The sequence below is a fragment of the Jiella sp. M17.18 genome (assembly GCF_041027365.1).
Taxonomy (GTDB): Bacteria; Pseudomonadota; Alphaproteobacteria; order Rhizobiales; family Rhizobiaceae; genus VKMB-3413.
In genome coordinates, this window is record NZ_JBFTEH010000005.1 from 298,067 (window position 1) to 312,331 (window position 14,265).

Annotated in this window: 14 protein-coding genes; 12 read left to right on the forward strand and 2 right to left on the reverse strand. The window is 68.6% G+C overall.

Going from position 1 to position 14,265, the window contains the following annotated elements; all coding sequences use genetic code 11:
• Positions 1-54 precede the first annotated feature (54 nt).
• The 10 genes from AB5S17_RS12130 to AB5S17_RS12175 all read left to right on the forward strand — a co-directional run bounded on the left by AB5S17_RS12130 (position 55) and on the right by AB5S17_RS12175 (position 10,338).
• Positions 55-1,185 (forward strand): ABC transporter ATP-binding protein, encoded by a 1,131-nt coding sequence (locus tag AB5S17_RS12130; RefSeq protein WP_369239625.1) that lies wholly within the window; start codon positions 55-57, stop codon positions 1,183-1,185.
• Positions 1,182-2,468, forward strand: coding sequence for an ABC transporter substrate-binding protein (locus AB5S17_RS12135; RefSeq protein WP_369239627.1), 1,287 nt, complete (start codon positions 1,182-1,184; stop codon positions 2,466-2,468). The genes AB5S17_RS12130 and AB5S17_RS12135 overlap by 4 nt, the downstream gene beginning before the upstream one ends.
• Positions 2,469-2,529: 61 nt before the next feature.
• Positions 2,530-3,420, forward strand: coding sequence for a carbohydrate ABC transporter permease (locus AB5S17_RS12140; protein WP_369239629.1), 891 nt, complete (start codon positions 2,530-2,532; stop codon positions 3,418-3,420).
• Positions 3,417-4,244, forward strand: a complete 828-nt coding sequence (locus AB5S17_RS12145) for a carbohydrate ABC transporter permease (RefSeq protein ID WP_369239631.1) — start codon at positions 3,417-3,419, stop codon at positions 4,242-4,244. The genes AB5S17_RS12140 and AB5S17_RS12145 overlap by 4 nt, the downstream gene beginning before the upstream one ends.
• Before the next feature lie 196 nt (positions 4,245-4,440).
• Positions 4,441-5,574: an ABC transporter ATP-binding protein gene (locus AB5S17_RS12150; RefSeq protein ID WP_369239633.1), complete on the forward strand. Its 1,134-nt coding sequence runs from the start codon at positions 4,441-4,443 to the stop codon at positions 5,572-5,574.
• 39 nt (positions 5,575-5,613) lie between these two features.
• A complete protein-coding gene (locus tag AB5S17_RS12155) occupies positions 5,614-6,744 on the forward strand; it encodes an extracellular solute-binding protein (RefSeq protein WP_369239635.1) in 1,131 nt (376 codons plus the stop codon).
• A gap of 92 nt (positions 6,745-6,836) precedes the next feature.
• Entirely contained in the window at positions 6,837-7,661 is an 825-nt protein-coding gene (locus AB5S17_RS12160) for an ABC transporter permease (RefSeq protein ID WP_369239637.1), read from the forward strand.
• Entirely contained in the window at positions 7,658-8,503 is an 846-nt protein-coding gene (locus AB5S17_RS12165) for an ABC transporter permease (protein ID WP_369239642.1), read from the forward strand. The genes AB5S17_RS12160 and AB5S17_RS12165 overlap by 4 nt, the downstream gene beginning before the upstream one ends.
• Before the next feature lie 9 nt (positions 8,504-8,512).
• On the forward strand, positions 8,513-9,571 hold the full coding sequence (locus AB5S17_RS12170; RefSeq protein WP_369239644.1) for a LacI family DNA-binding transcriptional regulator: 1,059 nt from the start codon (positions 8,513-8,515) through the stop codon (positions 9,569-9,571).
• Positions 9,568-10,338, forward strand: coding sequence for a phosphodiesterase (locus AB5S17_RS12175; protein ID WP_369239646.1), 771 nt, complete (start codon positions 9,568-9,570; stop codon positions 10,336-10,338). Before AB5S17_RS12170 ends, AB5S17_RS12175 begins: the two co-directional genes overlap by 4 nt.
• A 46-nt stretch (positions 10,339-10,384) precedes the next feature.
• On the opposite strand, the gene AB5S17_RS12180 is transcribed toward AB5S17_RS12175, so the two are convergent.
• Positions 10,385-11,569, reverse strand: coding sequence for a CaiB/BaiF CoA transferase family protein (locus AB5S17_RS12180; RefSeq protein ID WP_369239648.1), 1,185 nt, complete (start codon positions 11,567-11,569; stop codon positions 10,385-10,387).
• Between the two features lie 5 nt (positions 11,570-11,574).
• The gene (locus AB5S17_RS12185) at positions 11,575-12,546 is read right to left on the reverse strand and encodes a hydroxymethylglutaryl-CoA lyase (RefSeq protein WP_369239650.1); all 972 of its coding nucleotides are present in this window, start codon (positions 12,544-12,546) and stop codon (positions 11,575-11,577) included.
• Positions 12,547-12,818: 272 nt separating this feature from the next.
• Here AB5S17_RS12185 and AB5S17_RS12190 point away from each other — a divergent pair, with 272 nt between their 5' ends.
• Complete coding sequence (locus AB5S17_RS12190) at positions 12,819-13,793, forward strand: Bug family tripartite tricarboxylate transporter substrate binding protein (RefSeq protein WP_369239652.1); 975 nt, start codon at positions 12,819-12,821, stop codon at positions 13,791-13,793.
• Positions 13,794-13,804: 11 nt separating this feature from the next.
• On the forward strand, positions 13,805-14,245 hold the full coding sequence (locus AB5S17_RS12195) for a tripartite tricarboxylate transporter TctB family protein (protein ID WP_369239654.1): 441 nt from the start codon (positions 13,805-13,807) through the stop codon (positions 14,243-14,245).
• The last annotated feature ends 20 nt before the right edge of the window (positions 14,246-14,265 follow it).

Here is a 14,265-nt window from a genome sequence, read left to right on the forward strand (position 1 = left end):
CCCGCGCCGCTCGGCGGACCTCGTCCGCACAGCTTTGCGAAGCGGGAAACGGGTGTGGCAGAGGTCGCCGTTCGATCCTTGACGAAGGCTTGGGGTCCCTCGCGGGCGGTGGACGACGTCTCGTTCACGGTCCGCAAGGGGAGCCTTGCCGTGCTTCTCGGGCCCTCCGGCTGCGGAAAGTCCACCACGCTGCGGATGATCGCCGGGCTGGACGAGCCGACCTTGGGCGAGATCGCCATCGGCGGCGCGGATGTCGGCGGCCGTGCCGGCGCGGCGCGCGGCGTCGCCATGGTCTTCCAGTCCTATGCCCTGTTCCCGCACCTCTCCGTCGCCGACAACATCACCTTCGGCCTGTCGGTCCGCAAGGTGCCGAAGTCCGGGCAGCGCGACCGGCTGGCAAAGGTCGCCGAGCTCCTCGGCCTCGCGCCCCTGCTCGACCGCAAGCCGGCGCAACTCTCCGGCGGCCAGCAGCAGCGCGTCGCCCTCGGCCGTGCCCTGATCGCCGAGGCGCCGGTGTGCCTCCTCGACGAGCCGCTATCCAACCTCGACGCCCAGCTGCGCCAGGATCTGCGCCGCGAGATCCGCGCGCTGCAGCAGCGCCTCGGCGTCACCATGATCTACGTCACCCACGACCAGACCGAGGCGATGAGCATGGCCGACCAGGTCATCCTCATGCGCGGCGGCAGGATCGAACAGGACGACACGCCGGCCGGTCTGTACGAGCGGCCCGCGAGCCTCTTCGCCGCCCGCTTCGTCGGCGGCTCCGCGATGAACGTCTTCGACCTCGCCGACACGCCGGACGGACGCGGCGCCGTCATCGCCGGCGTCGAGGGTCCGGCCGTCCTCGATCGTCCGGGTCGCGGCCTGGTGCTCGGGCTGCGGCCGGAGGACGTCGCCCTGGCGCCGGCCGGCAGTCTCCAGCCCGGCGGCCCGAAGGCGGAGACGGTGTCGGTCGAATATCTCGGCGCCGACGCGCTGGTGACCTGCCGGCTCGGCGGCCGCGAGATCGTCGCGCGGGTCCGGGGCGCCGAAGCCCCGCACCCCGGCGAAACCGTCGCGCTCGGCTGGGACCGCACCGCCATGCACCTCTTCGACGCGGCCAGCGGACGCCGCCTCGAATCCGCCGGCTGCTCCGGCGGCGCAACCACCCACCAGATCCGTCAACAGGGGACAGTCACGCCATGAACCGCATCGCCAGGGCTCTCGCCGGAGCCGCTCTCGTCACCTCGGCGCTCGCCGCGCCGGCTCATGCCGCGACCGAGATCAGCTTCTACTATCCGATCGCCGTCGGCGGCCCGATCACCAAGATCATCGACGGCTATGTCTCCGAGTTCGAGAAGGCCAACCCGAACATCACGGTGAAGCCGGTCTACACCGGCAGCTACCAGGACTCGATCGTCAAGGCGATGACCGCCGCGCGGGCCGGCAACGCGCCGGACGTCGCCGTGCTCCTGTCGACGGACATGTTCACGCTGATCGATGCCAACATGATCCTCGCCTATGACGACGTCGCGAAATCCGACGCCGACAAGGAGTGGCTGAACGCGTTCTACCCGGCCTTCATGGCGAACAGCCAGGCGGACGGCCACACCTGGGGCGTGCCGTTCCAGCGCTCGACCATCGTCCAGTACTACAACAAGGACGCCTTCAAGAAGGCTGGGCTCGACCCGAACCATGCGCCGCAGACTTGGGACGAACTCGTCCAGATGGGCCAGAAGCTGACGAAGACGGACGCCTCCGGCAACGTCACGCAGTGGGGCCTCGAGATTCCCTCTTCCGGCTTCCCCTACTGGCTGTTCCAGGCGCTGGCGATCGAGAACGGCGCCGACCTCGCCAACCAGAACGGCACCAAGGTCAACTATAACGGCGACAAGGTCGTCGAGGCCGCGCAGTTCTGGGCCGATCTCGGCCAGAAGGACAAGATCGAGCCGACCGGCATCATCGACTGGGGAACGACGCCCAAGGATTTCTTCCAGGGCAAGACCGCGATCATGTGGACGACGACCGGCAACCTCACCAACGTCCGCAAGAACGCCCCCTTCGACTTCGGCGTCGCCGAACTGCCGAAGAAGGTGCAGGGCGGCTCGCCGACCGGCGGCGGCAACGTCTACCTCTTCGACACCGGCAACAAGGACAAGGAAGCGGCGGCGCTGAAGTTCGCGCACTTCCTCACCACCAAGGACCGGGCCGCCGATTGGGGCATTGCGACCGGCTACATCGCCACCCGGCCGGACGCCTGGCAGACGGACCGCATGCAGACCTATGTCAAGGACTTCCCGGCGGCGGCCGTCGCGCGCGACCAGCTGAAGGTCGCCAAGGCCGAGCTCTCGACGCATGAGAACCAGCGCGTGACCAAGGCGCTGAACGACGCGCTGCAGGCGATCCTCACCGGCACGAGCCAGGCCAGGCCCGCGCTCGACCAGGCCCAGCAGGAAGCCGACCGCATCCTGAAGCCCTTCCAGGACTGACCGAAACCGGAGGTCGGCGCCGCAGCTTTCCGGCGCGGCGCCGGCCATCGTCGAGCCCGACATGACAACCACGCGCAAGACCGGCTGGAACATCCATCTGCAGGGCTGGCTCCTCGCTTTGCCGGCGATCGTGCTGCTCGCCGGCTTCACGCATGTTCCGGCGGTCGCGACCTTCGTCGACAGCTTCTACTCGACGCCGCGCGGGCGCCGCCCGTCGCACTTCGTCGGCCTCGACCACTATGCCGCGATGGTCGCGGATCCGATCTTCTGGCAGGCCTTCTGGAACAACCTCGCCTATGCCGTCGTCACCGTGCCGATCTCGATCGCGCTGGCGCTCGTGATGGCGCTCTGGGTGAACGGCAGGATCCCCGGCCGCGCCGCCCTGCGGCTCGCCTTCTTCACGCCGACCGTCCTGCCGATGATCGCCGCGGCCAATATCTGGCTGTTCTTCTACACCCCCGGCTACGGCCTGCTCGACCAGATCGCGCATCTCTTCGGGGGCGCGAGCACCAACTGGCTCGGCACGCCGGCAACGGCCCTGCCCTGCCTGATGGCGGTGACGATCTGGAAGGAGTCCGGCTTCTTCATGATCTTCTTCCTCGCTGCCCTGCAGCAGGTGCCGCTCGACCTCTACGAAGCAGCGCGGCTGGAGAACGCCTCGCGCTGGCAGGTGTTCTCCCGCATCACCTGGCCGCTGGTGATGCCGACGACCCTGTTCGTCGCGATCAACGCGCTGATCAACGCCTTCCGTATCGTCGACCAGGTGATCGCGATGACCGGCGGCGGCCCGAACAATGCGACGAGCCTCCTGCTCTTCTACATCTACCAGGTCGCCTTCTCGTTCTGGGATTCCGGCTATGCCGCGGCGCTGTCGAGCGTGCTCCTGATCGTGCTGGCGGCCGTGGCGATCGCGCAGTTCTTCCTGCTCGACCGCAGGATCCACTATCGATGAGGCGCACAACGACCGCCGAACGCGTGGGACGGTTCGCAGTCGCCGGCGCCGCCTGGCTTGCCGGCCTGATCTGGGCGCTGCCGATCCTCTACGCGCTGTGGGCGGCCTTTCACCCCTCGGCCTACGCCACCGACTTCTCGCTCACCGCGCCGCTGACCCTCCACAATTTTGCGCGCGCCTGGGTCGCCGCGCCCTTCGCCCGCTACTTCCTGAACACGGCGATCCTCGTCACCGGCATCATGCTGGCGCAGTTCGTCGTCTGCACGCTCGCCGCCTTCGCGCTTGCCCGCTGGAACTTTCGCGGCAGCTCCGTCCTGTTCGCGCTGATCCTCGTCCAGCTGATGGTGACGCCGGACGTCCTGATCGTCGAGAACTACCGCACGCTGCACAGCCTCGGCCTGATCGACACGCTGACCGGCATCGGCATCCCCTATGTCGCCTCGGCCTTCGGCATCTTCCTGCTGCGCCAGGCCTTCAAGACGATCCCGAAGGAGCTCGACGATGCGGCGCGGCTCGAGGGCGCGAGCACGCTGCAGACGATCCTGCGGGTCTATCTGCCGCTCGCCCGGCCGGTCTACGTCGCCTACGGCCTCGTCTCGGTCAGCTATCACTGGAACAACTTCCTCTGGCCGCTGATCGTGACGAATTCGGTCGAGACGCGGCCGCTGACGGTCGGGCTGCAGGTCTTCGCCTCGGTCGACCAGGGCATCGACTGGTCGGTCATCACCGCCGCCGCGCTGATGACCTCGGCGCCACTGATGATCCTGTTCCTGATCTTCCAGCGCGCCTTCATCCAGAGCTTTCTGCGCGCCGGCATCCGCTGAGACGTCGCCGCCTCCGCCGTCGGCCGCCGCAGCGATCCGGCTGGCGGTGCCCCCGGGGTGCACGCTCGTCTCGACCGGATCGCACCCGTCCCCGCGTCGACCCTCGGCTGTCACACAGGCGTATCAAACTGCCGCTACCAAACGCCGGCAAAAGGTGTTTCACTGCGCATTGCACAGCCGTGCAACGGGGATTTCGATGGACTCCGCCTCGTTTCTCAGGGTCGATCGCGTCGAGGTGGGCTACGGTCGCACTACGGTCCTCGACGGCCTGAGCCTCAGCGTCGCCAAGGGCGAATTCGTCGCCCTGCTCGGCTCGTCCGGCTGCGGCAAGACCACGCTCCTGCGCACCATCGCCGGCTTCGCCAGCCCCCGCTCCGGCACGGTCAGCCTCGCCGGCGAGGACATCACCGCCCTCTCGCCGGACCGGCGCGGCATGGCGCTGGTCTTCCAGTCCTATGCGCTGTGGCCGCATATGAGCGTCGCCGCCAATATCGGCTACGGGCTGAAGCTGCGTCGCCTCGCCCGCGCCGAGATCGCTCGCCGGGTGGCCGACGTGATGGCGATGCTCGGCCTCGACGGCCTCGGCGAGCGCCGCCCGAGCGAGCTGTCGGGCGGCCAGCGCCAGCGCGTCGCGCTCGGACGCGCCCTCGCCGTCTCGCCGGAGATCCTGCTCCTCGACGAGCCCCTGTCCAATCTCGACGCGCGGGTGCGGCTGAGCGTTCGACAGGAGATCCGGCAGCTGCAGAAGCGGCTCGGCATCACCGCTGTCCACGTCACCCACGACCGTGAGGAGGCGATGGTGATGGCCGACCGGATCGTCATTCTCGACCGCGGGCGGATCGCCCAGCAGGGCACGCCGGAGGCCGTCTACAATCGGCCGGCCTCGGCCTTCGTCGCCGCCTTCATGGGCGCCGAGAACGTCCTGCCGCTGACCGTCGCGGTCACGGGCGAGCGCATCACCGTCGCCGCCGGAGCCGCCAATGCGGCCGCCGTCCTGCCGCGCGACGGGCGGCCGCTCGCGTCGGGCCCGGTGGAGGCACGCTTCCGCGCCGAGGCGGCCCGGCTCGAAGCCGGCCGGGCGGCGCCCTGCGAAGGCTTCGCCGACTTCTTCGGCACGGTGCGCGGCGTCTCCTATCCCGGCGGCCTCTGGCGCCACGTCGTCTCGATCGGCGAACGCGACATTCTGGTCGACGCAGCCGCCGCGACGCCGCCCGGCACCGCGGTGACGGTTCGCGTGCCGGCCGAACACCTTTTCCTCTTCGGCCCGGCTCCCGAGCCCGCCCTCCCCCATTCCCGTCCGCCCGCGCCATCCAGCGGGAGGGCGGGATGACCCGGAAGACCCCACCCTTCATTCACGGAGTCACGTAAGATGAAAACGCTTCTCCTCGCCGGCCTGATGGCCGGTGCCCTGGCGCTGCCGGCCTCGGCCGCCCAGCTCACCGTCGTCACCGCCGGCGACACCAACATGGTCGACTACATCAACCAGTATCTCGGGCCGCTCTTCGAAAAGCAGAACCCGGGCGACACCGTCCGCGCCGTCGGCACCGGCCCCGGCGACGCCGGCTCACAGAAGATCCTCGAGCGCTTCGAGGCCCAGTCCGGCAACGAAAAGTGGGACACCGACGTCGCCGTCGTCCACGAGAAGTTCGTCGGGCCGATGGTCGAGAAGGGCTTCCTGAAGAAGTACCGCTCGGACATCTCGACCGGCAAGCTGGTCACGTCGGACAAGGCCAAGATGGCGCTCGGCACCAATGTCGACGGCTATGTCATGCCGATGTTCTCCAGCCAGACGGCGATCGCCTACAATCCCGACCTCGTGAAGAACCCGCCGAAGAGCTATTCCGAGATCGCCGACTGGGCGAAGGCGCACCCGAAAGAGTTCGGCTATAACGGCATCAAGGGCGGCGCGTCCGGCGTGTCCTTCGTCATGGGCTGGATCTACGCCTTCGGCGACGGCGACGCCAAGCAGCTGATGAACGGACCCTTCGAGGAGAGCCAGACGAAGAAGTGGGACGCCGCCCTCCAGAAGCTGAAGGACTTCAACCAGGTCGCGACGCTCACCCCCGGCAATGCCGGCACGCTCGACATGTTGTCGCGCGGCGAGATCGCCATGGGCCCCGTCTGGGTCGACATGTTCTATTCCTGGCAGGCCGACGGAAAGCTGCCGCCGAACTTCAAGCTGGTCCTGCCGGCGCCGGGCATGCCCGGCCAGCCGATGCACTACGTCATCCCGAAGGGTGCCCCGAACCCTCAGCTCGCCGAGAAGTTCGTCGAACTCGCCACGTCGCCGAAGGTCCAGGCGGAAGGCATCGTCAAGCGCTTCAACTGGTACCCGGGCATCGACGCGAAATACGTCAAGCCCGAGCTCGACCAGGCGACCTGGGACAAGCTGTTCAAGGACGTGACGCCGGAAGACCTGGCGAAATACGCCAAGCCCTTCCCGATCGCGCCCTACAACAACGCGATCCTCGAAGCCTATGAGAAGAACGTCGCCAACTAGGCGATCCGAGGAGGGAGCCGCCCGCGACGCGGGCGGCTTCCCGGATCCGGGCCGAGCCCCCTTCGATATCCCTTCCCCGCTGCGATGATCTGATGCGCGAACGCCTCGTCGGTCTCGGCCTCGTCCTGCCGGCCCTCCTGACCATCCTCCTGCTCTTCGTCTATCCGCTGACGACGTCGGTCACCGGCGCCTTCGAGACGGAGGCGGGCGCGGGCCTCGGCAATTTCGCCAAGGTCTGGGAGCTCTACGCCACCGACATCCTCTACACGCTGGCGATCGTGTCGCTCTCGACCGTCCTGATCGCGCTCTTCTCGATCATCATCGGCGGCTATCTGACGCTCGGCGAGAATCCGCGCGCCGTCGCGATCCTGCGCTGGCTCTATCGCTGGCCGCTGTTCATTCCCTTCATCGTCGTCGGCCAGATCATGCGGACCTTCCTCGCCAAGAACGGGCTGATGAACAATCTCCTCGTCGCCGCCGGCCTGCTGACGCCGCTGCAGACGACGAGCTTCCTCGACTGGCGCGGCATCGTCATCGCCTTCGTCTGGAAGCAGACACCCTTCGTCGCGCTGCTGGTCGCCGGCGCCATGGCCGCGCTCGATCGCGGCACGATCGAGGCGGCGCGCAATCTCGGGGCCTCTCGCCTCAGGATCCTCGTCGAGATCGTCGTGCCGCAGGTCCGCGGGACCCTCCTCGTCGGGATGATCCTCTCCTTCGTCACCATGATGTCGGTGCTCTCGGTGCCGCTGATGATCAGCGCCCAGACGCCGACCATGATCACCGCCGACATGGCCTTCCGCATCAACGCCTATGGCGACTACGGCGTCGCCGACGCGCTGGGCCTGATCTCGCTGGCGATGACCTTCGCGGTGGCCTTCGCCTATCTGCGGCAGAGCGTCAGGGAGCGGTCGCGATGAGCCTCGCCGTCTCTCGCGCCCCATCCTTCGCGCGATTCCGTCCGAACCTGCGCTGGCTGCCGCGCGCGCTCTGCCTCGGCCTCCTCGCCTTCGTCATCTTCGGGCCGCTGGCGAACCTGTTGCTCTGGGCCTTCGCCGAGCGCTGGTACTACCCGCACATCCTGCCGCTGCAATACGGCTTCGAGTTCTGGGGCCGGGTCTTCGAGCCTCGCGGCGGCGCGCTCACCTCGCTGTCGAACAGCATCGTCATCGCGCTTCTCGCCGTCGCCGGCTCGCTGGCGCTCGCGGTTCCCGCCGCCTATTCGCTGGCCCGGCTGAAGCTGCCGCTGCGCAGCCTCATCCTCATCGCCTTCCTGATCCCGCAGGCCTTTCCGGAGATGCCGGTCTACGTCAACATCGCCCGGCTGTTCTACGGCATCGGGCTCAACGGCACGATCCTGGGCGTCGTGCTGGTCCACGTCACCCACGGCCTCGTCTACGCCATCTGGATCGCGACCGCCGCCTTCGCCGCGGTCGACGAGGAGCTGGAGCAGGCCGCCCGCTCGATCGGCGCCGGGCCGCTGCGCGCCTTCTTCGACGTGACCCTGCCGCTCGCCATGCCGGGCATCATCGCCAGCGGCATCTTCGTCTTCCTGGAATCGCTCGACGAGTTCACCGGCAGCTATTTCGTCGGCGCCCCCGACGTCACCACGCTGCCGCTTCTCCTCTACACCGCCGGGGCCGGCGGCAATTATCAGACGGCGTCGATCACCGCGCTTCTCCTGCTCGTGCCCTCCATCCTGTTCATGCTGGTGGTCGAGCGTTTCCTGCGGGCAGACGTCCTCGCCAAGGTGGGGCGATAGGCAGACTCCATGGCGAACGATCAGACCAGACCGCCGCCGGCCGGGCCGAGCTTCGTCAGCGCGCAGCAGGTGGCGGACCGCGCTGGCGTGTCGCGCTCGGCCGTCTCGCGCGCCTTCACGCCCGGCGCCAGCATCGGTCGCGAGACCCGCGAGCGGGTGATCAAGGCGGCGGAAGAACTCGGCTACCAGGTCAACGACCTCGCGCGCGGCCTGCTCGCCCGCCAGAGCCGGCTCGTCGGCCTGGTCGGCACGCGGCCGGACCTCGGCTTCCGCGCGCATCTCGTCGCGGCGCTCGCCAAGGCGCTGATCGCCCGCGGCAGCGTTCCCGTCCTGATCAACACCGGCGACACCCCACAGGAAGTCGCGGCGGCGCAGGGCATCCTGCTCGGCTACCGCGCCGAGGCGACGATCGTCATCTCCGGCTCGCCCCCGGCGCCGATGCTGGAGGGCGCGAGACGCAACGGCCAGCCGGTCATCCTGATCGGCCGCACGGAACCCGACCTCGACGGCGTCCTCGCCGACAATGCGGCGGCCGGGGACGAGGCGGCGGAGCGTCTGCTGGCGCTGTCCGCCGGTGGGCCGGTCGGCCTGATCGGCGCGCGCTCCGGCACGCAGAGCATTGCCGAGCGCGAGGACGCCTTCCGCCGCGCGGTCGGGCGGCGCGGCGGCGACGTGATCTTCGCGCAGGGCGCCGAGGCCGACTATGCCGGCGGGCAGGAAGCCGCGCGGACCCTCTTCGCCGAGGCCCGGCCGAAGGCGCTCTACGCCGTCAACGACCTCCTGGCAATGGGCGCGATGGACCACGCCCGGCTGGGCCTCGGCCTGACGATCCCGGGGGATCTCGCCGTCATCGGCTTCGACGACGTGCCGCAGGCCGGCTGGGAGGCCTATGCCCTCACCACCTTCCAGCAGGATCCGGAGACGATGGCGGCACAGGCCATCGCGCTGCTCGTCCGCCGGCAGGCCGACCCCGCCGCGCCGCCCCTCACCCTTCGCGTGCCGGCGCGGCTGGTGCCTCGCCGCAGCGCCCGATCCGGCCATCCGATGCTCGAAGGAGACCGCTCATGAAGCTCATCCAGGTCACCGACGTCCATCTCGTTCAGCCCAGCGAGACGCTCTTCGGCCTCGACCCGCTGGAGCGCCTCGACGCCTGCTTCGCCGACATCGCCGCCAACCACGCCGACGCCGAAGCCGTGGTGATCTCGGGCGACCTCACCCACGATGGCGAGGAAAGCGCCTACCGCGCGCTCGCCGAACGCGTCGAAGCGCTGCCGCTGCCCGTGCATCTGATGCTCGGCAATCACGACGATCGCGACGCCTTCCGCGCGGTCTTCGGCGACGCGCATTCTACCGGCCGATTCGTGCAGAAGAGCGTCGACCTGCCGGCCGGCCGGCTGGTCCTGCTGGATACGCTGAAAGCGGGCGCGGTCGAGGGCGAACTCTGCGAGGAGAGACTCGCCTTCCTCGACCGGCAGTTAGCGGAGGCGAAGGGCCGCGACTGCCTGGTCTTCGCCCACCATCCGCCGTTCAAACTGCACATGCCGGCCCTCGACGGTGTCGGCCTCGCGGACGCCGATGCCTTCGCTGAGGTCGCGGCACGGAACGGCAATGTCCGCCATGTCTTCGCCGGCCATGTCCACCGCCCGGTCTCGGGAAGCTGGCGCGGCCTGCCCTTCACCGCGCTGCGCGGCACCAGTCAGCAGACGGCGCTGCAGTTCTCCGATCGCTTCGTCGCCAGCCTCGAACCGCCGGCCTATGCGGTGATCTTTGCCGACGACGAGGGCGTGGTGGTCCATTTCCACGACTTCCTCGACCGGACCGCAGGCACGATCTGATCGCGGCCGCACGCCGGGCGCGCCCGGCGGCGCACCATGCCCCTGATCAGACGACGCCGGCTGCGCGGAATGCCGCGATCTCCTCGGCGGAATAGCCCGCTTCCGTCAGGACCGCCTCGGTGTGCTGGCCGAGATCGGGTGCCGGATGGCGCACCTGCGACGGCGTCTCCGAGAACTTCATGGGGAAGCCGGTCATCCGCACGGTCCCGTGGCCGGGATGTTCGACCGAGAGGACCATTTCCTGCTCCAGGACCTGTGGGTCCTCGAACACCTCGCCGAGCGTCTGAACCCGGCCGCAGGGCACGCCGGCCGCGTTCAGCTTCTCGATCCAGGTCGCCTGCGTCTCGTGGCGCATCGCCTCGTCGACCAGCGCGTTCAGCGCCGGCCGGTTGGCGATCCGCTTCTCGATCGTGTCGAAGCGCTCGTCATCGAGCAGGTGCAGGAGGCCGATCGTCTCCAGGAAACGCTTGAGGGTCGGCGTCGTCGAGGGCGCGACGGCGACGGCGCCGTCCGACCCGTGGAACAGGCCGTAGGGCGAGGCGATCGGATGGTCGTTGCCGGTCGGCGGCGGCGTCTGGCCGGTGGAGAGCTGCGCCGCCGAGAGATAGGCCATCATCGAGATCATGCCGTTCATCATCGACGCCTCGACCGCCTGGCCGCGCCCGTCGCGGTCGCGCACCCTCAGCGCCGCGACGATGGCGAAGGCGCAGTAGAGGCCGGCGATGAGGTCGGTCAGCGGCGGCGCGGCGCGCATCGGGCCGCTCTCCGCCGTTCCGTTCACCGACACGAAGCCGGACATCGCCTGCGTGATGAAGTCGAAGGCCGGCCGGTCCTTGTAGGGCCCCGTCGAGCCGTAGCCGTTGACCGAGCCGACGACGAGGCGCGGATTGATGGCGTCGAGCGCCGCTCGGTCGAAGCCCATCGCCGCGAGCACGCCCGGCCGGAAGTTCTCGACCAGGACGTCGGCGTCCTTCAGCAGCCGGCGCAGGATCGCCTTGCCCTCGTCCGTCTTCAGGTTGAGGGTCATCGAGCGCTTGTTGCGGTTGAAGCTGGCGAAGTACCAGGACATGCCGTCGACGATCGCGCCCTGGCTGCGGATGTGGTCGCCTTCGCCGGGCGTCTCGACCTTGATGACGTCGGCGCCGAGGTCGCCGAGCATCATCGCGCAGAACGGCCCGGAGAGGATCCGCGTCAGGTCGATGACGCGGATGCCGGCAAGCGGCTGGTCCATGGCGCTCACCCCGCCGCCGTCGAGACGGCGTCCATGGCATGATGCTGCAGGCGCGGGCCGGCCTTCATCACCTGCCCCGGCAGTTCCCTACCGATCACCGACTGGGTGAGCTTCGAGACCTCGATCAGCCGCGGAAGGTCGACGCCGGTGCGGTAGCCGCTCTCCTCCAGCAGGTAGACGAGGTCCTCGGTGCAGATGTTGCCGGTCGCGCCCGCCGCGAAGGGACAGCCGCCGAGGCCGCCGATCGAGGAGTCGTAATGCGTGACGCCCTCCGCCAAACCGACCATGACGTTGGCGAGGCCGACGCCGCGGGTGTTGTGGAAATGCAGCGTCACCGTCATCTCCGGCACCGCCTCGCGCAGCGCCGCGAGCACGGCCTTGACGGTGGTCGGCGTCGCCATGCCGGTCGTGTCGCCGAGATTGAGGTCGGTGATGCCGAGGTCGCGGTAGAAGCGCGCGATCCGCACGACCGAAGCGGGCGGCACCTCGCCTTCGAAGGGGCAGCCGAACACGGTCGCGACGCCGCCCTGGACGGTCTTGCCGGCGGCCCTGGCGATCTCCGCCACCGGCAGGAAGCGGTTCAGCGTCTCCTCGATCGAGGCGTTGACGTTCTTGCGATTGTGCGATTCCGAGGCCGAGCAGAACAGCCCCATGATGTCGACCTGCGTCTCGGCGGCCCGCTCGGCGCCCTTGGCGTTCGGCACCAGCGCGCTGAAGACGACGCCTGGCCGGCGCTCGACGCCTGCCAGCACCTCGGCGGCGTCGGCGAGCTGCGGCACGGCGCGCGGCGAGACGAAGGAGGTGATCTGGATCTTCTTCAGGCCGGCATCCATCAGGCCTTCGACGATGGCGATCTTCTTGTCGGTCGGGATGATCGTCTTCTCGATCTGGAACCCGTCGCGCGGGCCCACCTCGCAGATGTCGATCTGGGCCCCGGCCGGCACCGGCATCGGTATGATCTTGGCATTGTCGGGCATGGCGCATCCTTCCCCGGGAACTCGTCTTCCGCCCCTTAGCCCCGGGGGGCGCCCGACGTAAACCCCGCGCGTCGCTGCGCAACCGGGCCGTAACCATGCTGCGCCGCCACGGCGATGCGCGGCTTTTGAACCTTGACCGCGCGCGCCGAACGATGCCATCGAACTTAAGAGCGGCAGATTGAGGAATCTCGCCGCCAGACGGATACGGATGACGCAACGCGGCGATGCGCGCCTGGACGGCGGCAAGCCGCGCCTTGGGAGGAAAAACCGATATGTTCCTGAAGCGCCTCTTGGTCGCGGCCACGTTCGTGGCGGTCGCCATGCCCGCAATGGCTTTCGAGCCGCAGAACGTCGAGTGCATCGCGCCCGCCAATCCCGGCGGCGGCTGGGACTTCACCTGCCGCACCGCCGGCCGGCTGCTGACCGAGGAGAAGCTCGTTCCGGGCAACGTCCAGGTCACCAACATGCCGGGCGCCACCGGCGCGGTCGCCTATGCCAACATCGCCGCCAAGCGCAACAAGGATCCCAACCTGATCGTCGCGACCTCGACGGTTGGCATCACGCAGCTCGCCCAGAACAAGTATCCGGCGAAGTTCGACGCCATGCGCTGGGTCGCCATGCTCGGCGCCGACGTCGGCACCGTGATGGTCAAGAAGGGCTCCAAGTACGACAGCCTCGACGCGCTGATGAAGGCGCTGAAGGCCGATCCGACGAAGATCGTCGCCGGCGGCTCGTCGGGCATCGGCGGCTACGACCACCTGCGCTTCCTGATGCTCGCCCAGGCGGCCGGCGTGCCGGACAACCAGCTGAAGAACATCCGCTGGGTGCAGTTCGAGGGCGGCGGCGATGCGGTGACGCAGCTGCTCGGCGGCAAGCTCGACGTGGTCCTCGTCGACGTCGGCGAGATCGGCGGCTTCATCAAGTCGGGCGACGTCAACGCGCTGGCGATCCTCGGCACCGACCGGCTGAAGGCCTATCCCGACGTCAAGACCGCCAAGGAGCAAGGCTACGACGTCGAGGGCTACAACTGGCGCGGCTTCTACATGGGCGGCAAGGTGGACGATGCGGCCTATCAGGGCTGGGTCGACATCCTGCACAAGCTCTACGAGTCCGACGCCTGGAAGGAAGCCGCCACCAAGTCCGGCCTGACCCCGATCTGGCGCGGCGGCAAGGACTTCGAGCAGTTCGCCAAGCAGTCCGAGGAGAAGATGCACGATCTCTCCAAGGCGATCGGCGTCATCAAGTAAGGTAGACCTTCATGACCGCTCGCCTGAGCGATCGCATCGCGGGGACGATCCTCTTCGTCCTCGCGGTCTGGTTCTGGATCACCGCGGGCGACTATGTCGTCGCCTTCGGCGATCCGGCCGGCCCGTCGCTGTTTCCCCGCATCGTCGCCTTCCCGCTCGGCCTGTTCGCGCTGTTCCTGGTCCTGCGCCCGGACCCGAACCCCGAATGGTTCCGCTGGCCGCAGGCGCTGGGGCAGATCGGCACGATCGTCGCCCTGTTCGCCTATCCGTTCATTCTGGAGCCGCTCGGCTTCCCGCTGGCGACCCTCCTGATCACGCTGGTGCTCGCGAAGATCCTCGGCGGCAGCTGGCTGCAGTCGGTGCTCTGCGGCATCGTGGTCGGCTTCGGGCTCTACTTCCTGTTCAATTACGGTTTCGATCTTCCGCTTCCGGTCGGTCCGATCTTCGGGTGATCCCCGCTGCGGCACGCGCC